Genomic DNA, 23,012 nt, shown 5'->3' on the forward strand with positions numbered 1-23,012 from the left:
CGATCACCAGGTCAATGACCTGCCGCGTCACTCATTCATCCAGAAGGAGAACGCCATGGCCAGCACCGCGAAAGTCCACCGGCTCGCCGTGATCCGCGGGGACGGAATCGGTCCCGAGGTGATCGATGCCTCACTCGAGGTGCTTGCCGCCGCGCAGTCGGAGTTCGGATTTCGGGCCGAACTCACCGAGATTTCGGCCGGTGCCCGGCACTACCTGGCCACCGGCGAACTCTGGACTCCCGCCCTGCAGGACCAGCTGCGCGGTCAGGACGCCATTCTGTTCGGCGCCATGGGTGACCCGGCCGTCGCGCCGGGCATTCTGGAACGCGGCTTCATCCTCGAGATGCGACGCAGCTTTCAGCAGGCGGTGAACCTGAGACCGGTCAAGCTGTATCCGGGCGTCACCACGCCCATCGCCGGCCTCACCCCGGAACGCTGCGACCTCGTGATCGTGCGGGAGAACACTGAGGGTTCCTACGTTGGGCGTGGATCGACGGTGCATGCCGGCACCCCGCACGCCGTCGCCGTGCAGGAATCGGTCAACACCCGCATGGGCGTCGAGCGTGTGGTCGAGTTCGCGTTTCGCTTGGCAGAACGGCGGGGTGGCACGCTGACCCTGTGCCACAAGAAGAACATCCTGGTCGAGGCCGGCATCCTCTGGCAGTCGACGGTCGACGACGTCAGTGTGCGCTTTCCGACCGTTCCGGTGGACTATGTGCACGTCGACGCCCTGTGCTTCTACCTGCCGACGACTCCGGAACGCTTCAACGTTGTCGTGACCGACAACCTCTTCGGCGACATCATCACCGATCTCGGCGCGGCCGTCCAGGGCGGCCTCGGCGTCGCCGCGAGCGCAAATCTCAACCTCGATGGGTCCGGCCCGAGCATGTTCGAGGCCATTCACGGTTCAGCTCCCGACATTGCCGGGCGGGGCTGGGCCAACCCGATCGGGGCGGTGCTCTCGACCGCCATGTGCCTCGCTCACCTCGGCGAAGGCGCCGCGGCCCGAGCGGTCGAGGCGGCTGCCGTGCACATCCTGGCCCAGTTGCCGGCGACCGCCGGACCTGGCATGGGGTTGTCGACCGCGCAGCTGGGCCGGGAGATAGCGTCACTCGTGCAGAGCAACGCGCTCGTTCCCGCTGTTCCCGGCTATTCCGTCATGGACGACCTCGCAGCCCTACGCTGATGGGTCGGGTGCTCGGTGGTTGAGAGGTTCTTCAGCCGATCGACACGAATGCGACCGCGCCGCCGAGAACCGTCATAAGCACGGCCACGACCATGCCGATGATCGGAACCCAGAAAGCACGGCGCCGCTGAACCAGGCGAACGATCGAGATCACAATGCTGATGAGAACCACTGCCGCCGGACCGAATGTGGCGATGCCCGAGCCGATCGTCAACCCGCTACAGTCGGCCGCCGAGCAGTTCGTCACGGCCAGTAAGATTCCCATGATGCCGAGCACCCAGGCGAGTGCGACACTGAGCAGCAGGAGCGCACTGGTGACGAGAACCGACCCGAGCGTGCTCGATCCCGCTGTTTGTGTCTTCGCCGCTTTTTCGTCAATGGAATTGTGGCGAGCCTGATCGGTCATGGTGCTCCTCGTGCGGGTGCGGCGGCTGGTGTGGGATCAGCTTAGGGGTTGGTAACCTTGAGTGAACTCGCCCCCGTAGCTCAGTGGATAGAGCACCGGCCTTCTAATCCGATTGTCGTAGGTTCGATTCCTACCGGGGGCACCGAGAAAAAATCGTCTGACCAGGGTTTCTTGTCCTCGCCGAAGGGGCAAGACTTGATTCACTCAACGTTTATTCAACGTTTATTCCGCGGCGCCCCCCCTTGTGGGCGCTCGGAGAGAAGGTACGCGACCCAGTTCGATTCACCTGGTGTGACCTTGGGCACCTACGGGTTATGGATGCTACAAGTCTCTCGGGGCTCGGTTTGGAGCCCGTACTTACGACGAGCGAGCTCGCCAAGTATCTCGGTGTGCACGTGCAGGCGATCTACGACCTGCGTACCGATGGCCGCGGCCCATCCGGCATTCGAGTCGGACAGGAGATTCGCTACCGCGTCTCCGATGTTCTTCGGTGGCTGGACGGTCTTCACGAGCCCGTCCCGTTCATGGGCGGCCGCGGGGGCGAGCGCTGATGGCCGGCCGACCACGACTGCCGATTAGTACGTTCGGCGCGATAAAGACGACCGAGGTCGGTGCAGGGCGTTTCCGGGCGACGGCTCGTTTCCGCGACTGGGACGGTCAGTCGAGGCAAGTCACCGCGACCGGCTCGAGTCGCAACGCGGCGGAGACCGCGCTCAAGGTCGAGCTGGCCGCGCGTATGCGCGTCGGTAACGTCGGCGATTCAGCGAACGCGGGCTCGCCGTTCAGAATGCTGGCCGAGGCCTGGCTGGAGGACCTGATGCTCGACGTCGACCGCGCGAACGGTACAAAAACCGTCTACGAGAACGAGCTGCGCGGGCTCGTGCTTCCCTTTTTCGAGCACTTCACGGTTCGCGAGGTGACCGTCGGCCGCATTGAGCTTTTCCTGAAGGTGCAGCGCGCGATCTCGTACACGCGAGCCAAGCACTCCCGCACGATCCTCAGCATGGTGCTGGGGTTTGCGGTGCGGCGGGGAATCATCGCGCGCAATCCCGTGAAGGAAACATCGCGGATGAAGAAGCCCCAGCACACCCCGAAGGCGCTCACGCCGGATCAGGTAGCCGCAATCCGCCTCGCGGCCCGCGACTGGCGCACAGCGGAACGGCAAGCCACTCCCGCCGCACAACGTCCGGCGCACATTCCGCGAGATTCTCCGGAACGCTGGCCTCGAAACCATGGGGATCACCCCCCACGCCTTTCGCCGAACGGGGGCGACGCTGCTCGCCAGCGAACTGGGTATGCAGGTTGCGGCCGATGTACTCGGACACACGTCGATGTCGACGACAAAGGCGCACTACGCGGAGCCTGACCGCGCCGTAAAATCCGAGCCGGCGACGGTGCTGCAGCGACTGGCTTCGCCTTCGTAAAGAATACCTTGATCCTCTAAACGCCAACGTCGAACGTTTTGTCCTCCGGGAGATCGAAGCGACTCTCCTGTGGTGGGAGCCTGGCTGCGTTCACACGAAATCGGCGTGAATTTTTGGGCGGTCACAAGGGAACGTTGTGCGGGCGCGACGACAACCACCACGCCGGGTCCTGGGTGTGGCAAACAAGCCGCCCTCTCAGGCTCACCGCGCTGTCGAGGATCGTCCTTTTCATCTTTTAATTGGTCAGCGGCACGCCGCCCTTCACCGGGTGTTGTTCAGCTTCGACGGTGAATCCGTAGCGTTCGAAGAAGGGTCGGGCAGTGATGCTGACGTCGGTTGTCAGTTCTGACAGCTGCGCCTGACGCGCGTGGCTCTCCACGCGGCCGATCAATTGTCCTGCCACCCCTCACACTCGGCCAGCATTTGAAACCGCCCGCACGGGGCACCTCTACTGGGCGGCGACCCTCGACTTAGGCGCAAGTTCCTCGGTGGCGCCGCGTTCACGGACGGGCCACGTGACAAGTAGATAGGCTGCGATTGGCCCTAGTGTTCTGGACAGTGTTCACGCCATTGAAATCCTCACAAAGCAGGAGTCAATCAAACCGACAGCAGTCCTTTTGAACCTACGATGCCTTGAGCCCCGGTCAAGTGCGGTAGGAAGCTGCGCCACAGCCCGTGGGACAACTTGTATTTATCAGCCCGAAAACCGCGCCGCGGTGGAACACCAATCACCACGCTCGTACGACGCGACATCCAGCCGACGCTCGCGGCCCTAGAGTGATTTCAAACGAAAGGCACGCATGACAATCGCCGGCTGGAATCTCGAACAACGTGAGGGCCGCGCGTCCCAGAGTGACCTGCTGGCTGCTGGCTGCGGGCAAGGCCCTGCGAACGCGGGTGCCGCGCCAGTTGCACGCGAGCTACGTGCCGTCTGCGCAGAGAGACCCGCTGGGCATCCTGAACGAACAGAACGCCACCCGAGTGCAGGAACTGGTGCCCCTTCGAATGCAGCGGATGCTCGTCAGCCCTTTCACCTTCTACCGCGGTGCCGCCGCCATAATGGCCGCCGACCTCGCAGGCGGCCCCATCACGGGCGTTCGAGTGGTGGGCTGCGGCGACGCCCACATCAGCAACTTCGGTCTGTTCGCAAGCCCCCAGCGCACGATGGTGTTCGACCTGAACGACTTCGACGAGGCGGCCGAGGGTCCCTGGGAGTGGGACGTGAAGCGCCTCGTGGCCAGCGTGGTCATCGGCGCTCGCGAGTCGAACTTTTCGGCCGCAGAGATTCGCCGGGCGGCCACAGCGGCAGCAGCAGGCTGCCGCGAGGGCCTTCGCGACATGATGAAGCTCTCTGTGCTCGAGCGATTCTACTTTAGAGTCGACATCGAGGGTGAGAACAAGAACTTCGATTCCGCCTCCCGCAAGGTGCTGAAGAAGGCGACCAGCCAGGCGCGCCTGCGAACCTCTGAGGCGTTCATCGAGAAGATCTCCGAGCGCGGGCCCAACGGCCGGCTGCTGCTCAAAGAGAACCCTCCCGTGCTCGCTCACGTTCCGTACGCCGACGAAGAATCGATCATCAAGCTCTTCGAGAAGTATCGCCGAACGGTGCCGGCAGACATCGCCCAGTTACTTTCTCAGTTCACCATCACCGACATCGCACGCCGGGTCGTCGGCGTGGGCAGCGTCGGCACGCGGTGCTACATCATGATCCTCACCGGACCCCAGGGCGAGTCGCTGGTGCTGCAGATTAAAGAGGCCCAGGTCTCGGTGCTGCAGTCGTACGGCGGCGAGGCGGTCAACCCGCGCTTTCTGGGGCTCGAGACGGCGGATGCCCCGCAAGCCCTTCGCGTCGTGTCGAACAGCGCATCCTGCAGGCTGTCTCCGACCTCTTTCTCGGGTATGTTCGCTTCGACGAGAAGGACTTCTATGTTCGCCAGTTTCGCGACATGAAGGGATCGATCGACGTTTCAAAGCTCACGATTGAACCGTTCGTGACCTACGCGGTCGCGTGCGGCACACTGCTGGCGCGAGCGCACTCGCAGAGCGAGAATGCGGCGATGATCGCAGGGTATCTCGGTAGCTCGGGTGCGTTTGATCACGCCGTCGTCGGCTGGTCGCTGGCCTACGCCGACCAGTCGCAGGCCGACTTCGTGCTGCTGACGGCGGCGTACTCAGAGCTCTCCGCCTGAAAGCATCCGTCAGGCGGTCAGCGAAGCAGTTCCGGCGAAGACCTCGGTGATCGTCGGCGCGTCGGCCGGAACCTCGATGACCTCGATCGTGTTTCCGACAACGATCTCACCGGCCTTCACTGCGCGCAGGTGCGGTCCGGTGCGCCTGGCCGCAGCGAAGCGCTTCATCCAACCCCGTTCGTCCGGGCCGCCGGGGCAGCCGCAAACCTGCACTAAGGGAAGCGAGCGCTAGCGCTTGCACTCCTCACACACACGCATGTTCACCTTGACCGGCGAGCCCTCGAAGCCCCCGATCCTCGTAGTTGCCATCGCTGATAAAACATTTGGACCGGAGACCGGGCAAGGTCGAGAGACATGGCCACCGACTTGGCGGTGAAGCCCTGCTCGAATATCTCGACGGCCGACGCTGCCTCGGAGTTACTCGACGTGCTTTTCGAATACATCTAACTACTCCCTGGAGGTGGATCCCTAACTTAGGTGTCCAACTTTCGGGGACCACTCCAATCGCCAGGCGGCTCTGCTACTCAGACTTGCACTTGGCCTGGAACCATTGGTCGGTGGAGGCAGCAGTCGATCGTCCCTCGTGAAACGCCGAGGAACTGTGCGATTCGGGCTGTGGTCTCGCTGCGCTGCTGTCTGCGCAGGCGAGGGCGTGTGGCCCGCCCCCGCAAGCGCCCATGACGGCGATCTGGTCGATGCCCATCGCATTGATGAGCTGCTCGACGTCGGCTGCGGCGTTTGTGACGGTGCGACCGGGTTGAGCTGACGAGTCTCCGTAGCTTGGTCGTGCGTATGAGATCCAGCGGATGCCGAGCAGCGCCGCGGCTCGCAGGCGCGGTTCGAGGGCTGCTCCGGTTTGTCGCGAGCCGTGGTGCCAGACAACGGTTAGGGGGCGTGAACACCGTTGGTGCTGTCGTGAACGTGCAGTGTTCGCCCGTCGGTCAGGGTGATCTGCATCAGCGTCTCGTTTCTGCCAGGCGTTTGCCCAGGTAGCGTTTCTCGGCCTCTGATGGGGCTAGTTGAAGTGCTTTCTCGTATTCGGTTGCGGCTTCGGTCCCTCGACCCATCCTGCGCAGCAGGTCGGCGCGTGTCGCCGGGAGTAGGTAGTAGTCCTCCATACCCCGAGAGGTTACGAGCGCGTCGATAAGGCGTAGGCCGGCTTCTGGTCCTTGGGACATGGCCACTGCGACCGCGCGATTGCGTTCCACGACCGGTGTGGGATCGATGAAGGCGAGAGCGTCGTACAGTTCAGCGATGCGCGCGAAGTTAGTGCTTGCAGCATCGGAAGCCTCGAGGTGGCAGGCGGCAATGCGGGCCTGCAGTTCATACCTACCTGCTCGCGGTACCAGCAACCGAAAGATGGTGAGGGCCTCGATGATGGCATCCCGGTCCCACAGCGATCTGTCCTGCTCTTCGAGGGTGACGACATCTCCGACAGCGTCGGTGCGAGCTGCGCAACCCGCCGAAGCGCGCGGTCTTCGGCGCCAGCATGCCGAAGCAGGTCGATCGCCCGCCTCTTGGCCACCGTGGTCAGCCGGGCGCCAGGATTGTCCGGAATGCCAACTTTGCGCCAGTCAGAAAGCGCCCTCACAAACGCATCCTGTGCACAATCATCGGCAAGAGCGAAGCCGCCGGTCATCGGAATCACAGTGGAGATGATGCGTGCAGTTTCCTCGAGGAATGAACGATAGCATCCGCTATTCGATCGGCCACATCGGCCTAATCTCGATCTGACCGAACTGGGCCATTGGGTGCTTCGCCGCGATCTCAATAGCCGCGTCGAGGTCGCCGCACTCGATCACGTCGTATCCAGCGATCCACTCCGTCGTTTTAGCGAACGGCCCAGCAGTGACGCTGAGCCGTCCGCCACGCAGTTTTACCGTGGTCGCATCGTTCGCCGGGCGCAGACGGTCGCCGTGGCGTCTGGTGCCCCCATTAGTGGTTTCGACTACCCATTCTTCGATGGTGTGGACAGGCGGTTCGGTCGTCGGCGCCGTCGAGTCTGTGCAGATGAACAGCATGTATTCCATAAGTTGGTCCTTTGCTTGTCGTTGTGTGAATTCGACGTACGGGATGAGCACTTCAGGACAGCGCGTCAACACGCGGCGCCCTCATAGTCTTTCGCTATACGTCGCAGTAAGAAATACATCACTGAAGGAGTTCCTCTTGAAGTACATGATTTTGATCCACACGAGTGCAGCCAGCGACCTTGCGATCCGAAGCGAAGCCCTCGCTGAGTTCGAAGCCGCCCACGGTGCCGTTATCGGCGAGCTCTCCACCGCCGGCGGAGGTGATGGGCGGGCGGGAGCGGGTCACCGGCGCTCTTCCGGTTCCGGTAGGTCTCGAACGGTCCTTCCGGGGACATGAGCATCCGCATGTGGTGGTCTGCGTGGTCGCGCCACCGCACGCTCATGCCGAAGGTTGACTCCAGGCGTAGTGCTTTCCGCGCCTGCGAGAACGCGACATCCGAGATTGCAGGACTCCACGAAAGTGGGAACGGCCGGGAGTGCCAGCAGGCGGTCACCGCCTGTGGAGAGACCCTTCGGTTTCTCGTCTGGAAGTGGGAACTCTCCGTGTATAAAAGCAATCAAACAAGAGCTTTCATCAGGTCCCACGCGCGCTGTATCGGTCCTTGCGATCGGGGACAGCTCGTTAGGTCGTCGAATGAAATGTCATGAGGAACCTTGTCGATGAAACCAAGAGTGATGGGCACGGAACCCGGGAGACACGGAGAGCGCCGGCATGATGCCTCAGACAGTGCGTGTTCGCCACGGCTCGTGATCGTGCGCGAGCCAGACTAGCTCGGGGCCGAGCGCGCGCACCCGCGGCTGGCCTTCAGCGTGCGGCTCGTCGAGCTCCCGACGCTGGACGTAGATCGGTTTACCGGCGAAAAGGTGGTTGCCGCCGCGGTGGTGGTTGATTTGTGAGTCACTCGGACCTCTAGGGACTCCTCCATTTTGGTCAAGCGCCGACGGCTTTCCAAGGGGATCGTGTGCGCAGCCGGAACGCCGGGGCTGCGTGCGGGAGGTGCATCACGCGAGGTAGTTGCCCAGAGCCTCGAGCAGGCCCCGGGTGCCTTCCTTTCGGCCCGGCCCATCGGCCCAGAACTGGTCGAAGAAGACGCCGTGCTCGACGTGCGTGAACCGGGTGCCCGCGTCGAGCGGCTCGAACTCCAACGACGCCACCGACGTCGACATGTGGACCCCGTCGAGCCACATGTCGTAGGTCGTGACGATGCGGAAGTGCCCGACGATGTCGGTGTAAGTGGCCTCGTACCGCGAGACCGGACCGTCGTGAAATGTCCCCTCGTCGACGTCGCGTCCGCCGACGCGACAGTCGAACGCCCACTCACCGGGCTCAATGGTGTCGCCGGCGCCGTACCAGCCCCCGCTTCTGGTCCTCTTCGGCGAACGCGTCTCAGACGCGCTCGAGAGGAACGGGGTAGTCGCGGGTCAGGGTGAACCCGGCGCGGGAGAGTCGGCGTTTGATCGTCATGAGTGCGTCCTATCGTGCGAAGTTAACGTGGATCGTGCCACTCTCGGCCACTTCCGTTGTTACCTTGTGGGTGAGGTCGAGGCTGGGCAGGTCGTCCCACAGTCGAGTGCCCCGGCCGAGGAGGATCGGGGCGACCATGAGATGCAAGTGATCGACCACGCCGGCGCGCAGGAAGTCGCGCGCGGTGCCGACTCCACCGCCGACGCGCACGTCCAGGCTTCCGGCAGCCTCGGTCGCCTCCGCGAGCACGTCCTCGATTGCGGCGTTGCGGAAGTGGAACGTTGTTCCGCCCTCCATCGGGATCGACGGACGCGGTGCGGTGTGGGTGAGGACGTAGACCGGGGTGCCGAACGGCGGCTGGCCACCCCACCAGCCCTTCCAGTCCGGATCGTCGGGAAACGAGTGCAGGCCGAACATGGTCGCGCCCATGATCTCGGCGCCGACGCCCTCGAAGAACGCGGCGGCGTAGGAGTCGTCGATGCCGGTCGTGCCGTTGCCGCTGGTGTCGTCGAAGACGCGCTCGTGGAACGTGCGGGTCGCGGCGTAGGCCGCAGTGAGGCGCTCCCAGTCCTCACCCATCGGATTTTCGGGGGCGTGGTCGGTCGTCGAGGTATAGCCGTCCAGCGAGATGAACAGGTCGATGCGAACGCGGGTCACGTCAGGTTTCCTTCGGGGTGGTACGGGTCATGTGGATGCCGAGCCGGTCGGCTTGGTGTTCGGCGGGGGTTCGTTGCTCGCCGAGCCACAGGTGTAGGACGTCGAGGGCGCCCGGTCGCAGGCTCACGGTGCGGACGCGCCCATGCTTCTGTGACGTGACCAGTCCCGCGTTCTCGAGGACGCACAGGTGCTGCATGAGCGACGGCAACGCCATCGAGAACGGTGCCGCGAGTTCGGACACGACTGCTGGGGACTTCGCCAACCGTTCCACGATGGCCCGGCGCGTCGGAGCCGCGAGAGCGCGGAGCACGGCATCGAGCTCGTCGTAATACTTAGGCACATACCTGATTATTCTTGAAGGGCAGGGATTCGTCAATCGGCTCACGCCAGGAACGTGTCTGGCGTTTGAAGCTTCTCCGGAATTGATCGTTTAGCACCAGTGTCATTTTCCGTACTCGCCTGCACAAATCATCCACACCGACGTCGACCCTTAATGCCGTCCCGTATAGGGAACGGCGGACCTCTACGGGACATATGGTCAAATGTCCTGGCGTCGGGTTCTTGAACTCTTGGTGTACTGAAGTGTTTACAGGTAAAGTTACGTGTAGACATTTTGATACACGGGAAGGGAGGTCGATGATGGACAAGATCGATGCTCTGCCCGCCACGACCTTTAGCGCAACTATGGCAGCCGATGCAGGTATCGGGACACGGGAGTTGCGCCGCCTCAGTGAGAGCGGCACCATCGACCGAATCGGCAGGGGCCTGTATCGTCGAGCCGACCTTCCACCAACCAACCTGGATCTGATCGAGATCGTGGCCCGACGACAGGACGCAACCGTGTGCCTTTCGAGCGCTTTGGCACATCATGGCCTCGTGGATGCCATCCCCGCGCGAATCGACGTTGCGCTTCCTCGGGGTGCGCGAACCCCATCTACGGGCGCTCCCGTTGCCTGGCACCATTTCGACGCGGCGACGTTCAGGCTCGGACGCACTGAGCTGGCCATCGATGGATCCGACGCGACCATCGGCCTGTATTCGCCGGAGCGCTCCATCGTCGATGCTTACCGACTCCGTGGTTTGGAAGGGTATGAGATCGCTCCGGAAGCGTTGAAGAATTGGCTGCGCAGGAGCGGGTCGCACCCGGCCGTGCTGATGGATATCGCCCGGCAACTGCCCCGAGCAAGTGGTCCATTGCGTCACGCCCTGGAACTGCTCTCGTGAGCCACGCGTCACAGCTCTACGCCGCGCTCCACCGGCATGCCCGAGATTCGGGCCGGGCCGTGTCCGAGACGGTCATCCTCTACGCGATGGAGGCGTTCCTGAACCGGCTAGCTCAGACAATTTACAAAGATGACTTTGTGCTGAAGGGTGGCGTGCTCCGTGCGGCGTATCGGCTTCGGCGCCCGACGAGCGACATCGATATGGAAGCCGTCAACTTGCACGTGGATGCCGCCCATCTGCTCGCTGTCGTGGACGCCGTTGCTGCCGTGTCCGTCGACGATGCTCTGGCCATCGACCCCGCCCGCACGAATATCAGACTCATCCGTGAGGGTGACGACTACTCGGGGCTCCGAGTCAAGATATTTGCACACGTCTACACGAGTGCCGTGTCGTTTCATCTGGATATCAGCACCGGAGACCCGATCTGGCCAAACCCACGCACGGTGACCGTCCCGCAAATCCTCGGTGGAGAATTTGAAATGCTCGGCTATCCGCTGGTGATGGTCGTTGCTGAGAAGGCGGTCACGATGCTGACGCGTGGAACGACGAGCACACGGTGGCGCGACATCGTCGATCTTCGGAATTTCTCACTTTCCCACGACTTCAGCGCCAGTGAGGTGCGCGGTGCAGCACAGCGCGTCGCTGATTTCCGACGAGTCCCGCTGACCTCAATCGCAGTCGCCACAGCAGGGTGGCACGCGATCGCTCAACCGAAATGGGCAGCATGGCGGCGCAAGCTCTCCCTTACGGACATCTGCCTTGAATCCTTCGACGACCAGCTGACGCACGTGATCCAGTTCGCGGATCCGGTTTTTAGCGGCGCCGTGGGCCCCGCTGACGTTTGGGACTCGGCAACTCAGCGCTGGCACAAACGCTGAATTGAAACACCGTAAAGGGAACCCTCAACGGGCCTTCGGGGAAGTCGAGTTTTATTGCTCCAGGGTCGCGGGTCGCTATGGGGACTTTTGCGTTGGGAGTCGCACCGACTGCTCCGATAGCGTTTCCGGCAACTTGGAGATCGGATATCCACAGAGCCCGCTAAGTTGAAGCCAACACCGGAATGATCCGATCTCGTGCGCAACCGAGCCCGGCTCGACCGCCACATGCAGAAAGAGTAGGCGATGTCGAAACGCTCAATCGTAATCACGACAATCACGCTCGCTGCCGCCGTCATTGTGGCCGGTCTCTGGGTCACAGCTGGCGACCCGCTTCGTGGGATTCAGGAACTCGTCGCGCCACGATCGACTATGACGGTGGAAGACGTATTCAACGGCTTCGAAGGACAACCGGACCTTCCCGTCACCAATCCCCAGGACATCACAGCCGAGGCGTGTTCCGACGAGGTCAGATGCTCCCAAGCCGTCCGAGCGGACCAGATCACTGTCTACCAGTTCGAGGACCGAGACGATGCCGAAGGGTTCACAGCCGCTCTCGGCGATAACGGATACCAATCCGACTGGATCGTCCTCGAATATCAAGGTGCGAAGTACGACACCGACTCGGCGGAGAGTAGCTACGCCACAGTCGTCGACGCGACTTGGATAAGCGAGTAATGCTTTAGCCGGGAGAGATTCGACCCTGCAGACGACTTCACGCTAGGACAATGAGCGGAAAGACGAGGCACCCCGCGAATGATCAGTCGGTTCACTCGTCGGGTCGGATCTCACACCCTCGATGGTTGCATTAGCCGCCCGCAAGACGGACCTCCAACGAGCATTCTCGCGCCGTCACGGCCTTCGCCGCTTCAAACGATCCAGAGTGTCGCGTTTGCCCGGCCCGATGTAATGCCCGATGACCGGGGTCCAAACGCATCAACGACAGAAGCCGAACTGCGAGCACCAAGAGACGCGACCGGCCGTACATGTCTACGCGGTCCAGACTGCGGGTGGGCAAGAGCTGATCCAAGTCGCACGCCCAATCGGGAGATCAGGGAGAGACCGCACGCGCGTAAAAACTGGCCTCAGCCTCGCGGCGCTTGGAAACGTCGTCCACGACGAACTGCACGAAGTCCTCGTCACGGTTACCGATGACGACGTCTTCGATGGCGTCGGCGGCAGGTTCCCCCGACCACGAAGTCTGCCGTGTCGCACGGTCGCGCTTCAACCGCGTCCCCGACACTGCAACCCAGTCGCGAAGGCACTGGCGGGCATCCGCGAAGTCACGATGCCACCCGAACGGTGCTGAGCCGTGCTGGTCGGGGTCGTAGGTACCGAGCCAGTGCAGGTGTAGTGCAGAGAGTTCCCAGACCAGTTCGGGATGCCGATGCCAGAACGACGGCACAACGGATGCCGGCAGCCCATACGAGCGTCGCAGCCAGTTCACCCAGCGGTTGAGTTCAATCCATTCGGCCTCAGCGTCGTCGGCGCTGAGGAGGTTCCAGTTGATCGGATGTGGCGGCTCGGTGGTGAGCGGCCCGTCGAGGTCATCCAAGGAATTCTCTCGGAATGAGTCGTCGTGGTCGCCGGGCACCCACTCGACCAGGAACTCGGCCATTGCCGACCTCACATTCCCAGAACGGATGCACCGGCGCGGGCAGGCCCCGCCTCCTGCGACATCGCATTCTGCGCGGCCGGACTGTCGGGCTCGGCACTCACCGCTGAGTTGCGGGGTGGCGCCCGCATCAACCCTTCGATTTCGGCCCGGTTCGCGCGCAGCTCCTTGGCATCAGACCGGGCCGTCCACATTTGCAGGCTGGCGATGATCGGGGGCGCCGCGCGGAGCATGACCAGGCCGGTGCTGAAGGGCAGAGCGCGGATGGTGTCTGGCGGCATGATCGGGACGCGGCTAATGGAGCGCTGCGATGAACGTGAACCACGATCGCCGATCGCCGATCGCCGATGGTCGTCAAGTCGGTTGATTCGTCCCGGTCGCCGATCAGGGTGGAGAGGTGGTGGAGGTCCCGCGAGTTGGATCCTCCGCCGAGCACGATCTTGACTATCGATGAGTCCCAGATGGTGTCGGCGGCGTTGTCGCCCCACTTTGTGCGCGCCTGCGCGAGGGATTGCAGGACCGGCATGGTGGTGATGCCGGTGCCCCCGCCCTCTGCCGTGAGCGTGGGGAGCGAGGGGAGTGGCGCAAGGTTGCCGATCTCGTCGAGCGCGAGCAGCAGAGGGGGGGGCGAGTCGCGGCACCCGTTTCGTCGTTCGTGACTGTGGCGGCGCACCCGTCGGGTCCGGCCAGTAGAACACCGGCCACACCGATTGCCAGGGCAGAACGGCTGATGCCGCGATCCGTGTTGCATGTCGATCGCAGTGCGCGGGAATCCGCACGCGCACTGTCCCAATTATTAACAATCATTGTCGTGTCGCCCCGAGCGACGTTTGTCCTACCGGACGGAAAATTCTCGCGACTATTCGCCGGCACTCGGTGTGATTATTTCGCAGGTGGCGGCAGCGCGGATTCCCGAGGATTGCTACATTCGACGTATGCGAGAACTCCAGGCGCGAATCATCGCGGAACTCAACGTCTCACCCACCATCGAACCGGCCGCTGAGGTACGCCGACGGGTGAAATTTCTCAAGGACTACCTCAAGCGCACCGGCGCCCAGGGCTTCGTGCTCGGTATCAGCGGCGGTCAGGACTCCACCCTGGCCGGACGGCTGTGCGCGATGGCGGTCGACGAACTCGTCGATGAGGGGCATCCTGCGACCTTCGTTGCGGTGCGGCTGCCCTACGCGGTGCAGCGCGACGAAGCGGATGCCCAACTCGCGTTGGAATTCATCCGCCCGCCCTCGCAGGCCAACTTCAACATCGCACTCGCCGTCGACGGGTTCGAGAACGAATTCCTGACGAGCTTCGACGTGGCGATGACCGACTTCACCAAGGGCAACATCAAAGCGCGCTCCCGGATGATCGCCCAGTACGCGCTGGCCGGCCAGCTCGGACTGCTCGTGGTCGGCACCGACCATGCTGCCGAAGCAGTAACGGGCTTCTTCACCAAGTACGGCGACGGTGGCACCGACCTTCTGCCGTTGACCGGGCTGACCAAGCGCCAGGGTCGAGCCCTGCTGGTGGAATTGGGCGCGCCCGAACAGCTCTACCTGAAGGACCCCACGGCTGATTTACTCGACCACACTCCGGGCCAGACCGACGAGGAGAACCTTGGGATGCAGTACGAGCACATCGACGACTTTCTCGAGGGCCAGCCAGTCGAGGACGCGGTCGCCGACGCCATCGAGGAGCGCTACCTCAGCACCGAGCACAAGCGCCGGGTGCCGGCCTCACTCTTTGACGAGTGGTGGCAGTAGCTCTAGACGGAGTCAACGAATAACGAGCCGGTCAGCGCTGAAAAACGACGACCGGCTCGTTGGGGCTGATCCCGGCGTTTAGAGCGTCGGAGCCTGCGAGGACCGCGTGAGCGGGTCGGTGCCGCGCACCTCGAGCTTGTTCACGTCGTCGAGCAGGCGCTGCGTCTCGGTAGATGCACTCGCCGTGGATGCGTGCGCCGTTGACGCCGAGGCTGTTGACGCTGGTGCTCGGTTGACGGTCGCGGGCGTAAGCGGTGCGGAGCGCAGCGGTGCCGGTGCGGAGTCGCTCGCGTTGTACTGGTCGTGGTGCTGCTGGGCGACCCAGGCTTCCTGCTCCGCGAGCAGGCTCTTTTCAGTGGACGAGTTCTGCGACTTCCACCGGTCCAGGTCGCCCTGGAAGATCTTCCGCGCTCGGGCCGGCTTGTTCTGCCAATCAACCAGGCGGTCGCGAAACTCGACCAGGGCCGGTTCCAGCTGGTATCCGAATGTGGCAGAGGTACGCTTGAGTTCGTACAGCTCGTGGGCCGCCCAGTTCGCGGCGATTCCCGATCCGCGGATCGGCAGCAACCGCACCTGGATGTCGGCTTGGCCGACCGCGCGGTCGCTCATGACCTGTTCTTGTGGCGTCAGCGAATTCCAGACGGATGCCTCGGTGGCGGCATCGATGAGAGTCGCGATCGCGGCCACCTTGATCTCGCGATCCCGTTGGGTGATGAGCCGCTTGACGGCCCCGCGCGAGATCAACGCGGCCAGCACGCTGGCAATGACAATCGCGCCGATGAACACGACCACGGTGAAAACCATCGGTCGGGTACTGACGTCGGTAATCCAGGCTACGAAGCTATTCCACCATTCCATGTGCTGGATTTTATCCGCGCCGCACCATGTTTTCGGGGACCAGACACGGCGTGCCCCCACTCAAATGCAGTAATCAGGTGCCGGTTAGCGAAAGCAATCGACCGCGTCGTCGATGCGACAGAACGCTCCGAGGTCTCGGGTGCGGGTCGCGAAAACGACGCGCCGGGCGGTGTATCGGTCGCCGTCAACGCCGACGTGGTGTTCGATATAGCCGATGACAGCGCCGGTCGGGTCGACGATGCGCCAGAGCCCGTCGCGTACATGGATGAAACTGCGGTCGCGCACTGCCTTGGGAGACACGGTAACAGGAGGCACGGTGGCAGGACGCACGGTGGCGGGAAGTGCTGGGGAAATCACTGTGCGAAGAATCGGTGCGATGAGAGTGTTCATACGTGCTCCTCTGTAATAGTTCAGCGATAACAAGCCAGCCCCGGGCGTTTCTTGCAGCGTAGGGGCGACCACCGACATCCGCTTTGGGCGAACAGACGGTGTGAATGCGGGTTCGACCCGTGGCTGCAGCGAGCGACGAGTTAGGCTAAATAGGTGCAAACTTTTGTGGTCGCGGGCGGATGTTTCTGGTGTCTCGATGCTGTCTATCGAGTCTTACGCGGGGTAAGCGAGGTGGTGTCCGGGTATACCGGCGGCACGACCGCCACCCCGAATTATGAGGCGGTCTGCACCGGGCGTACCGGCCATGCCGAAGCTGTGGCCGTGACCTTTGACCCCGACATCATTCCGGCGAGCGTTATTCTTGACGTCTTCTTCACTCTTCACGATCCGACCCAGCTCAACCGTCAGGGCAATGACGTGGGTACCCAGTACCGGTCGGCGATGTTTTACACCGATGACGAGCAGAAGGGGCTGTTCGAAACAGCGCGCGATCGGGCGAGCGAGTGGTGGGGCTCCGGCATCACAACCACGATCGAACCGCTCGGCGACTATCACGAGGCCGAGGATTACCACCAGGATTTCTTTAACAAGAATCCCGGTCAGGGCTACTGCATGGCCGTCGCCGTGCCGAAGGTCAACAAGATTCGTAAGTCGTACTCCGAGTACCTCGTCAACTAGTTTCTCCTCCCCAGCTGTTCCCTGGCGGGATACTTCACCGATTCTGTCGACTGCCACCGAGACGTCGCTTCGGGCAGCACACTCGCAGTGTGCGACCTGGGAACGACGAAGATTGGCACGAGTTGTCGGTCCCGGGTCGTGTGCGCCGGCGGTTCGCTTGGCGCCGAGAGCTTGCGTATTCACGCGATCACCGTGCCGGGAGAAACCATGAGCGACCACATCACGATATCCGGAGTCATCGGCACCGTCCCCCGTTTGACCTTCGGCAAGAACGGCACCCCGATCACCTCCTTTCGGCTGGCTTCCCGCCAGAGCCACCATGACAAGATCACAGATGAATGGATCGTCGACGAGAGCTGCTGGTATTCCGTGACCACATATCGCCAGCTGGCCACGAATGCGGGGAAATCGCTGGGCAGGGGCGAACACGTTGTCGTCACCGGGCGGCTGGTCATTAGCCAATGGACCAATGCTGAAAAATCCGGAACCTCCGTTGAGATCATCGCTGAATCTGTCGGCCACGACCTCACCTGGTACACCACGACGCCGGTGCGCAGCGGGGCGGCAGCCCGTTTCAGTGCGGACCGAACTGGTGCCGAGCAGACCGGCTCGGATCTGACGGCGCCGGAACCGGTGGAATCCTTCGAATCCACCGACTCTTTCGCTGCATACGAGGCTGACCCCGACCCCATCGACCGTTCCGGAGACGGCTTTGTTCCGATAGACACCGACGCGGATCGGGATGCGTATGCGCGTTTAGACTCTTAGCAACGTCCACACGCGTGGACCGGGGGAGGCAGTTCGTGGGCGTGGCAGAACCAGCAGAACAGAAGATGATGAGTGGATCCGTGCGACGGCACGCCGGTCGCTCGCCGTATTCCCTTGGAGTGGTGGGCGCGGTGCTGCTCCTCGGAGTCAGTCTGACAGCGTGCACCGCCAGCCCGGCCGAGCCCGCTACCAGCGCTTCGGCGTCGTCAGGCTCCGCGACGCCAGAGCCGTCGGCGACACCCGACGCCGGCCCGACGCTGTTGCCCACCGGAACCGCCGCCGACAACCTCGTCTACTTCAACTTTCTGGCCGCCGCGGTCACCAAGGCCAACCCTGCCGCCGACGGGCGCGCCTACATCGACGCGCTCGTGGCTGGCGGGTTCGACCGAACCGCCATGGAAGTGACCTTCGATCGTACTCAGACCGACCTTGCAGCCGACGCGGTCCAGTTCTCCGTGCGGTTCACCGGCGAATGCCTGATTGGACAGATCGGCCCGGCCAGCGACGGCTTTCACAGCGTGGTGGCACCGATTCTGTCGACCGGTTTGTGTCTTGTCGGGTCCACCCGACAAATAGACTGGTAAACACTATGGCCGAATTTATTTACTCAATGGTCCGCGCTCGCAAGGCGATCGGTGAAAAGCTGATTCTTGACGACGTCACCATGTCCTTTTTTCCCGGCGCCAAGATCGGTGTCGTCGGCCCCAACGGCGCCGGAAAGTCCACCATTCTCAAGATCATGGCGGGCCTGGACACCCCCAGTAACGGCGAGGCGAGACTTTCCCCGGGCTACACCGTCGGCATCCTCATGCAGGAGCCGCAGCTCGATGAGAGCAAGACCGTGCTCGAGAACGTGCAGGAGGGCGTCGGGCCGATCAAGGCCAAGGTCGACCGCTTCAACGAAATCAGCCTCGCCCTCGGCGAACCCGACGCCGATTTCGATACCCTGCTCGCCGAAATGGGCGTACTGCAGGAAGCCATTGATGCAGCGGATGCCTGGGACCTCGACTCCCAGCTCGAACAGGCCATGGATGCCCTGCGCACCCCTCCGGGGGACTCCGAAGTATCGAACCTCTCGGGCGGTGAGAAGCGCCGTGTGGCGCTGACCAAACTTCTGCTGCAGAAGCCCGACCTGCTGCTGCTCGACGAGCCCACTAACCACCTCGACGCCGAGAGTGTGCTGTGGCTCGAACAGCACCTCGCCAAGTACCCGGGCGCCGTGCTCGCCGTGACCCACGACCGGTACTTCCTCGACCACGTAGCCGAGTGGATCGCCGAAATCGACCGCGGGCACCTGTACCCGTACGAGGGTAACTACTCGACCTACCTCGAGAAAAAGCAAGAACGTCTGCTCGTCCAGGGAAAGAAAGACGCGAAGCTGTCGCGTCGCCTCGCCGACGAACTCGAGTGGGTTCGATCCAACGCCAAGGGCCGTCAGGTGAAGTCGAAGGCTCGACTGGCCCGCTACGAAGAGATGGTCACCGCTGCCGAGAGCACCCGCAAGCTCGACTTTGAAGAAATCGTCATTCCGGTCGGCCCGCGCCTTGGCGCCCAGGTCATCGACGCGACCAAACTGGAGAAGGGCTTCGATGGGCGCATGCTCATCGAGAACCTCAGCTTCACCCTGCCGCGCAACGGCATCGTCGGCATCATCGGCCCGAACGGCGTAGGAAAGACCACTCTGTTCAAGACGATCGTCGGCAAGGAACCGCTTGATGGTGGCGAGCTGCGGATCGGTGAGACGGTCGATATTTCCTACGTCGACCAGGACCGAGGCGGCATCGACCCGAACAAGACGTTGTGGGAGGTCGTTTCCGACGGCCAGGACTACATCCAGGTCGGCAAAACCGAGATCCCGTCGCGCGCCTACGTGTCGACCTTCGGTTTCAAGGGTCCCGACCAGCAGAAGAAGGCTGGTGTGCTCTCCGGTGGTGAGCGTAACCGCCTGAACCTGGCGCTGACGCTCAAGCAGGGCGGCAACTTGCTGCTCCTTGACGAGCCCACCAACGACCTTGATGTCGAAACCCTCGGTTCGCTTGAGAACGCGTTGCTCGAGTTTCCGGGTTGCGCCGTGGTGATCACCCACGACCGGTGGTTCCTGGACCGGGTAGCCACGCACATCCTCTCCTATGAGGGTACCGACGACAACCCCGCCAACTGGTACTGGTTCGAGGGTAACTTCGAGTCGTACGAGCAGAACAAGATCGAGCGTCTCGGCCCGGACGCGGCCAAGCCGCACCGCTCCGCTTACCGCAAGCTCACCCGCGACTAGAGGCGAACCACGGAGAACCTGTGAAACTGCACGTACCGATTCGCCTGCGCTGGTCTGACCTCGACGCCTATGGTCACGTCAACAATTCTGAGATGCTACGCCTGCTCGAGGAAGCTCGCATCCTGGCGTTCTGGGTGACCGAAGACGACGGGGCGATCGGCGCGAGCACTGCCGTGCTCGACGGTCGCCCGGGAGCGGCGACCCTGACGTTGATCGCACGACAGGAGATCGAATACCTCGCGCCGGTGCCGTATCTGCGCCAGCCCCTCGATGTGCGGCTGTGGCTCGGTAAGCTCGGCGGCGCAAGCCTCGACGTCTGTTACGAGGTGTACAGCCCCGAAGGTGTCACTCCCGAGCAGCTGTATGCCAGGGCGAACACGACCATCGTGCTCGTCGACGCGGCGAGTGAGCGGCCACGGCGCATCAACGACACCGAACGCGCGGCGTGGACGCCTTACCTCGACGCTCCCATCGAGTTTTCGCGGCGCTGAGCAAACAGGTCGTCAACCGGCGAGGACCGTGTCGCCGTCGACGGTGACGGTCACTCTCTCGAGCGCCCGCGGCGCTGGACCGCCGAGCACCTCTCCGGTCGCGAGGTCATACCGCGACTGGTGACAGGGGCAATTAAACTCCGTCGCTGCTGGCTCCACCTTGCATCCCTGGTGGGTGCAAATGGCGCTGAAGGCTACGACCGTACCGGCTGTCGGTTGGGCGAGCAGAATTGGTTGGCCATCCAGGGACGCTGCGATGCCTCCTCCGACCGGAATGTCGGCGAGTTTCGCGATCTCGGTTGTTGCCGAGCCTGCATCCGCACCCGACCCGCCCGCATCGGTCGTTTCCGAACTGGTGGGAGGAGTGGCGGCATCCGTTGGGCTGCTGCACGCGGCCAATGCCACGGCGGCGGCAGCGCTTCCGCCGGTCAGGATCATGTTGCGACGGGAGAGGTTGAGTGCCGGTGTCATGATTCTCCTTGATGTGCGTGTTCGCGGGTAGGTTGGCTCTGCTCTAGCTAGTAACGAGGCAGGGAGCGATTCCGTTCAGTGTTTCAGGGCTTCGAGTGAACCACAAGAATGACATCATCGTGTTAAGCAGGGGAGGTGGTTATGGCCGATGAGCGTACCGAACTCCTGCAGGCCCTCCACGACGAACACGCGGCGCTCTTGTGGCGCTATGTCGTGCGCTTGACCCACGACCCCGCCCTCGCCGACGACGTCGTGCAGGAGACGCTCTTGCGCGCCTGGCGACGTCCCCGCCTGCTCGACCAGACCGAGGTCTCGGCCAGGGCCTGGCTGTTCACGGTGGCCCGCAACCTGGTGATCGACGATCGACGCTCAGCGAGGGCCCGCCACGAGATACTTACTGACCAGTTGCCGGAGATTCCATCCGATGACCAGACCGACGCGTTGCTGGACGCCTGGCTGGTTGCGGACGCCCTGCACGACCTCTCACCCGACCACCGGGCGGTCATCGTCTGCGCGTACTATCGGGGCCAGTCCGTGGCCGAGACCGCCCGGGACCTCGTCATTCCCGAAGGCACCGTGAAATCGCGGCTCCACTACGGACTGCGAGCCCTGCGGCTCGCGCTGCAGGAGCGAGGAGTGACGGAGCGATGAACACTCCTGGTGACCAATTTTCGGACTGGGACGGCGCCTACGTACTCGGCGCCCTGTCGCCGGGCGACCGGCGTGACTATGAACGGCACCTCAACGACTGCGTGGCCTGCAGCCAGGCGGTCGCCCACCTCGTGGGTCTGCCGGGGCTGCTCGCCCAGGTTCCGCTTGACCAGGCGCTGCAGTTCGGCCAGTCCGGTGTTTCGCGAACGGATGCCGCCCCATCCGCCACCCTCCTGCCCCGACTGGTGCAGGCGGCCAGAGCCCGCACCCGGCGGGCCCGGCTGCTCGTCGCCGGAACCGTGGTCGCGGCCGCTGTGATCGCGGCATCCGCTGCCCTCGTCGTGCCGGGCTGGCTCGACCGGCCCGGCACGAGTGCCGGCGAGCCGACCGTGGCCATGACAGCGGTGGTTCCGAGCCCGCTCACCGCCACGTTTCGCCTGACCGGTCAAGACTGGGGCACCCGCATCGACGCGAACTGCAGCTATGCAAAGAGCGGCAACGATTTCGGTCCGCAGCCCTACGCCCTGTTCGTGACCGACCGTTCCGGCCAGGAAAGCCTCGTTGCCAGCTGGATTTCCGGCCCCGGCACGACGATCAGCGCGGCCGGCACGACGAGCGTGGCGGAAAACGACATCGCGAGTGTGGATATTCGGTGGATGCCCGACGAGCGGGTGCTGCTGGAATCCAAACCGACCTGGTAGCGACCTGTTGAGCTATTCGAGAATGATGGGCACGCGCAGCATGCCCTCCTGCGCGACGGTGGCCAGGAGAACGCCGTCGCGACTGAAGATGCTGCCGGTGGCGAGGCCGCGGCCGCCCTGCGCGCTCGGGGAATCCTGCACATAGAGCAGCCACTCGTCGACGCGACCGAAACGGTGCCACCACATGGCGTGGTCGAGGCTCGCGACCTTGAGACCGGGGGAGGACCAGGCGACACCGTGTCTGCGCATGATCGGCTCCATGATGGAATAGTCGCTGGCATAGGCCAGGGCCGCGCGATGCAGGTCGGGGTCATCGGGCAGCGGGGAGAACGTCTTCATCCACACGGCCTGGCGGGAGGTGTGCTCGCCCTTGACCTTGAGGTAGATCGGCGATGGGACATGCCGCATGTCAAAGGGGCGCTCGCTCGCCCAGTAGCGGGCGACCGAATGGTCGATGTGAGCGAGCGAAGCGGATGCCGTCGGCAGGCTCTCCGGGTCGGGGATATCCTTCGGCATCTCGATGTGGTGTTCCAGTCCCTCGTCGGCGTCCTGGAACGAGGCGATCATCGACAGGATCGGCACGCCGTCCTGGTAGCACTGCGTGCGGCGGGTGGAGAATGATCGACCATCGTGAATGCGCTCGACCGAAAAGGTGATCGGCGCTTTGACGTCGCCGGGGCGCAGGAAATAGCCGTGCATCGAATGTACGTGGCGTTCGTCGGGCACGGTGCGCATTGCGGCGACGAGCGACTGGGCCAGTACTTGCCCGCCGAACACACGGCCGAGCGGCATCCACTGGGACGGACCGGTGAAGATGTCCTCACTCGTGCGGGCACCGGTATCGGTCAGATCGAGGACGGCCAGGAGGCCTTCCATCGGCTTGTGCATGCTGTCTCCTCGGGCA

General features: G+C 63.3%; 30 protein-coding genes, 1 tRNA gene and 3 pseudogenes. 17 read left to right on the plus strand and 17 right to left on the minus strand.

Annotated elements, in window-relative coordinates:
- Positions 1-55 precede the first annotated feature (55 nt).
- Positions 56-1,186: a 3-isopropylmalate dehydrogenase gene (locus E3T47_RS15520; RefSeq protein WP_134556937.1), complete on the plus strand. Its 1,131-nt coding sequence runs from the start codon at positions 56-58 to the stop codon at positions 1,184-1,186.
- 31 nt (positions 1,187-1,217) lie between these two features.
- On the opposite strand, the gene E3T47_RS15525 is transcribed toward E3T47_RS15520, so the two are convergent.
- Positions 1,218-1,592, minus strand: a complete 375-nt coding sequence (locus tag E3T47_RS15525; protein WP_134556938.1) for a hypothetical protein — start codon at positions 1,590-1,592, stop codon at positions 1,218-1,220.
- Between the two features lie 69 nt (positions 1,593-1,661).
- On the opposite strand from E3T47_RS15525, the gene E3T47_RS15530 reads away from it, so the two are divergent.
- The 3 genes from E3T47_RS15530 to E3T47_RS16855 all read left to right on the plus strand — a co-directional run bounded on the left by E3T47_RS15530 (position 1,662) and on the right by E3T47_RS16855 (position 3,016).
- Positions 1,662-1,734: transfer RNA gene (locus E3T47_RS15530), tRNA-Arg, on the plus strand.
- 172 nt (positions 1,735-1,906) lie between these two features.
- Positions 1,907-2,143 (plus strand): helix-turn-helix domain-containing protein, encoded by a 237-nt coding sequence (locus E3T47_RS15535; RefSeq protein ID WP_134556939.1) that lies wholly within the window; start codon positions 1,907-1,909, stop codon positions 2,141-2,143.
- Positions 2,144-2,797: 654 nt separating this feature from the next.
- The gene (locus E3T47_RS16855) at positions 2,798-3,016 is read left to right on the plus strand and encodes a tyrosine-type recombinase/integrase (RefSeq protein WP_422386508.1); all 219 of its coding nucleotides are present in this window, start codon (positions 2,798-2,800) and stop codon (positions 3,014-3,016) included.
- A 235-nt stretch (positions 3,017-3,251) separates the two neighbouring features.
- On the opposite strand, the gene E3T47_RS15545 is transcribed toward E3T47_RS16855, so the two are convergent.
- The gene (locus tag E3T47_RS15545) at positions 3,252-3,419 is read right to left on the minus strand and encodes a GNAT family N-acetyltransferase (protein WP_134556940.1); all 168 of its coding nucleotides are present in this window, start codon (positions 3,417-3,419) and stop codon (positions 3,252-3,254) included.
- 449 nt (positions 3,420-3,868) lie between these two features.
- Here E3T47_RS15545 and E3T47_RS15550 point away from each other — a divergent pair, with 449 nt between their 5' ends.
- Positions 3,869-4,966: a DUF2252 family protein gene (locus E3T47_RS15550; RefSeq protein WP_134556941.1), complete on the plus strand. Its 1,098-nt coding sequence runs from the start codon at positions 3,869-3,871 to the stop codon at positions 4,964-4,966.
- Entirely contained in the window at positions 4,885-5,205 is a 321-nt protein-coding gene (locus E3T47_RS16625; RefSeq protein WP_277871859.1) for a DUF2252 family protein, read from the plus strand. Before E3T47_RS15550 ends, E3T47_RS16625 begins: the two co-directional genes overlap by 82 nt.
- A 9-nt stretch (positions 5,206-5,214) precedes the next feature.
- Here E3T47_RS16625 and E3T47_RS16015 read toward each other — a convergent pair whose 3' ends face one another.
- The 9 genes and pseudogenes from E3T47_RS16015 to E3T47_RS15585 all read right to left on the minus strand — a co-directional run bounded on the left by E3T47_RS16015 (position 5,215) and on the right by E3T47_RS15585 (position 9,697).
- Positions 5,215-5,373 carry a hypothetical protein gene (locus tag E3T47_RS16015; protein ID WP_166805736.1) on the minus strand — a complete coding sequence of 53 codons (159 nt, stop codon included), beginning with the start codon at positions 5,371-5,373 and terminating at the stop codon, positions 5,215-5,217.
- A gap of 788 nt (positions 5,374-6,161) precedes the next feature.
- Complete coding sequence (locus tag E3T47_RS16490) at positions 6,162-6,557, minus strand: RNA polymerase sigma factor (RefSeq protein WP_241982312.1); 396 nt, start codon at positions 6,555-6,557, stop codon at positions 6,162-6,164.
- An 18-nt stretch (positions 6,558-6,575) separates the two neighbouring features.
- Positions 6,576-6,659, minus strand: a pseudogene (locus tag E3T47_RS16860) (DUF6596 domain-containing protein); the annotation flags it as partial.
- Between the two features lie 41 nt (positions 6,660-6,700).
- Positions 6,701-6,844, minus strand: a pseudogene (locus E3T47_RS16865) (sigma factor); the annotation flags it as partial.
- Between the two features lie 58 nt (positions 6,845-6,902).
- Positions 6,903-7,235, minus strand: coding sequence for a YciI family protein (locus E3T47_RS15565; protein WP_134556943.1), 333 nt, complete (start codon positions 7,233-7,235; stop codon positions 6,903-6,905).
- Positions 7,236-7,465: 230 nt separating this feature from the next.
- Positions 7,466-7,729 (minus strand): DUF4913 domain-containing protein, encoded by a 264-nt coding sequence (locus tag E3T47_RS16630; protein ID WP_277871857.1) that lies wholly within the window; start codon positions 7,727-7,729, stop codon positions 7,466-7,468.
- A 508-nt stretch (positions 7,730-8,237) separates the two neighbouring features.
- Entirely contained in the window at positions 8,238-8,567 is a 330-nt protein-coding gene (locus E3T47_RS15575) for an SRPBCC domain-containing protein (RefSeq protein ID WP_241982323.1), read from the minus strand.
- Between the two features lie 142 nt (positions 8,568-8,709).
- On the minus strand, positions 8,710-9,357 hold the full coding sequence (locus tag E3T47_RS15580) for a dihydrofolate reductase family protein (RefSeq protein ID WP_134556945.1): 648 nt from the start codon (positions 9,355-9,357) through the stop codon (positions 8,710-8,712).
- Position 9,358: 1 nt separating this feature from the next.
- Entirely contained in the window at positions 9,359-9,697 is a 339-nt protein-coding gene (locus E3T47_RS15585; RefSeq protein ID WP_134556946.1) for an ArsR/SmtB family transcription factor, read from the minus strand.
- Positions 9,698-9,993: 296 nt separating this feature from the next.
- Between E3T47_RS15585 and E3T47_RS15590 the strand changes: the two genes are divergently transcribed.
- From E3T47_RS15590 to E3T47_RS15600, 3 genes are all read left to right on the plus strand, one after another.
- On the plus strand, positions 9,994-10,581 hold the full coding sequence (locus tag E3T47_RS15590) for a type IV toxin-antitoxin system AbiEi family antitoxin domain-containing protein (protein WP_134556947.1): 588 nt from the start codon (positions 9,994-9,996) through the stop codon (positions 10,579-10,581).
- A 59-nt stretch (positions 10,582-10,640) separates the two neighbouring features.
- Positions 10,641-11,459 (plus strand): nucleotidyl transferase AbiEii/AbiGii toxin family protein, encoded by an 819-nt coding sequence (locus E3T47_RS15595; RefSeq protein WP_134556948.1) that lies wholly within the window; start codon positions 10,641-10,643, stop codon positions 11,457-11,459.
- Between the two features lie 243 nt (positions 11,460-11,702).
- Complete coding sequence (locus tag E3T47_RS15600) at positions 11,703-12,134, plus strand: hypothetical protein (RefSeq protein ID WP_134556949.1); 432 nt, start codon at positions 11,703-11,705, stop codon at positions 12,132-12,134.
- A gap of 373 nt (positions 12,135-12,507) precedes the next feature.
- Here E3T47_RS15600 and E3T47_RS15605 read toward each other — a convergent pair whose 3' ends face one another.
- Positions 12,508-13,074, minus strand: coding sequence for a hypothetical protein (locus E3T47_RS15605; RefSeq protein WP_134556950.1), 567 nt, complete (start codon positions 13,072-13,074; stop codon positions 12,508-12,510).
- A 116-nt stretch (positions 13,075-13,190) separates the two neighbouring features.
- A pseudogene (locus E3T47_RS15610) lies at positions 13,191-13,696 on the minus strand (TraG/TraD/VirD4 family protein); the annotation flags it as partial.
- A gap of 310 nt (positions 13,697-14,006) precedes the next feature.
- Between E3T47_RS15610 and nadE the strand changes: the two are divergent.
- A complete protein-coding gene (gene nadE / locus E3T47_RS15615; protein ID WP_134556951.1) occupies positions 14,007-14,828 on the plus strand; it encodes an ammonia-dependent NAD(+) synthetase in 822 nt (273 codons plus the stop codon).
- A 78-nt stretch (positions 14,829-14,906) separates the two neighbouring features.
- Here the strand turns inward: nadE and E3T47_RS15620 are convergent, their stop codons facing one another.
- Both E3T47_RS15620 and E3T47_RS15625 read right to left on the minus strand, forming a co-directional pair.
- Positions 14,907-15,686, minus strand: a complete 780-nt coding sequence (locus E3T47_RS15620; protein WP_134556952.1) for a hypothetical protein — start codon at positions 15,684-15,686, stop codon at positions 14,907-14,909.
- 84 nt (positions 15,687-15,770) lie between these two features.
- Complete coding sequence (locus E3T47_RS15625; protein WP_241982314.1) at positions 15,771-16,076, minus strand: hypothetical protein; 306 nt, start codon at positions 16,074-16,076, stop codon at positions 15,771-15,773.
- Between the two features lie 153 nt (positions 16,077-16,229).
- On the opposite strand from E3T47_RS15625, the gene msrA reads away from it, so the two are divergent.
- The 5 genes from msrA to E3T47_RS15650 all read left to right on the plus strand — a co-directional run bounded on the left by msrA (position 16,230) and on the right by E3T47_RS15650 (position 20,285).
- Positions 16,230-16,754 (plus strand): peptide-methionine (S)-S-oxide reductase MsrA, encoded by a 525-nt coding sequence (gene msrA, locus E3T47_RS15630; RefSeq protein WP_134556953.1) that lies wholly within the window; start codon positions 16,230-16,232, stop codon positions 16,752-16,754.
- Positions 16,755-16,892: 138 nt separating this feature from the next.
- The gene (locus E3T47_RS15635) at positions 16,893-17,522 is read left to right on the plus strand and encodes a single-stranded DNA-binding protein (protein ID WP_134556954.1); all 630 of its coding nucleotides are present in this window, start codon (positions 16,893-16,895) and stop codon (positions 17,520-17,522) included.
- Positions 17,523-17,563: 41 nt separating this feature from the next.
- Positions 17,564-18,106: a DUF6993 domain-containing protein gene (locus E3T47_RS15640; protein WP_241982315.1), complete on the plus strand. Its 543-nt coding sequence runs from the start codon at positions 17,564-17,566 to the stop codon at positions 18,104-18,106.
- A 5-nt stretch (positions 18,107-18,111) separates the two neighbouring features.
- A complete protein-coding gene (gene ettA, locus E3T47_RS15645) occupies positions 18,112-19,794 on the plus strand; it encodes an energy-dependent translational throttle protein EttA (protein ID WP_134556955.1) in 1,683 nt (560 codons plus the stop codon).
- Between the two features lie 20 nt (positions 19,795-19,814).
- Complete coding sequence (locus E3T47_RS15650; protein ID WP_134556956.1) at positions 19,815-20,285, plus strand: acyl-CoA thioesterase; 471 nt, start codon at positions 19,815-19,817, stop codon at positions 20,283-20,285.
- A 12-nt stretch (positions 20,286-20,297) separates the two neighbouring features.
- Here E3T47_RS15650 and E3T47_RS15655 read toward each other — a convergent pair whose 3' ends face one another.
- A complete protein-coding gene (locus tag E3T47_RS15655; protein ID WP_134556957.1) occupies positions 20,298-20,756 on the minus strand; it encodes a QcrA and Rieske domain-containing protein in 459 nt (152 codons plus the stop codon).
- Positions 20,757-20,897: 141 nt separating this feature from the next.
- On the opposite strand from E3T47_RS15655, the gene E3T47_RS15660 reads away from it, so the two are divergent.
- Positions 20,898-21,407 carry a sigma-70 family RNA polymerase sigma factor gene (locus E3T47_RS15660; RefSeq protein ID WP_134556958.1) on the plus strand — a complete coding sequence of 170 codons (510 nt, stop codon included), beginning with the start codon at positions 20,898-20,900 and terminating at the stop codon, positions 21,405-21,407.
- Positions 21,404-22,108 carry an anti-sigma factor family protein gene (locus tag E3T47_RS15665; RefSeq protein ID WP_134556959.1) on the plus strand — a complete coding sequence of 235 codons (705 nt, stop codon included), beginning with the start codon at positions 21,404-21,406 and terminating at the stop codon, positions 22,106-22,108. The genes E3T47_RS15660 and E3T47_RS15665 overlap by 4 nt, the downstream gene beginning before the upstream one ends.
- 12 nt (positions 22,109-22,120) lie before the next feature.
- Here the strand turns inward: E3T47_RS15665 and E3T47_RS15670 are convergent, their stop codons facing one another.
- Positions 22,121-22,996, minus strand: coding sequence for an acyl-CoA thioesterase (locus tag E3T47_RS15670; RefSeq protein WP_241982316.1), 876 nt, complete (start codon positions 22,994-22,996; stop codon positions 22,121-22,123).
- Positions 22,997-23,012 lie beyond the last annotated feature (16 nt).

Origin of the sequence: Cryobacterium ruanii (assembly GCF_004404055.1) — a bacterium.
Classification (GTDB): Bacteria; Actinomycetota; Actinomycetes; order Actinomycetales; family Microbacteriaceae; genus Cryobacterium; species Cryobacterium ruanii.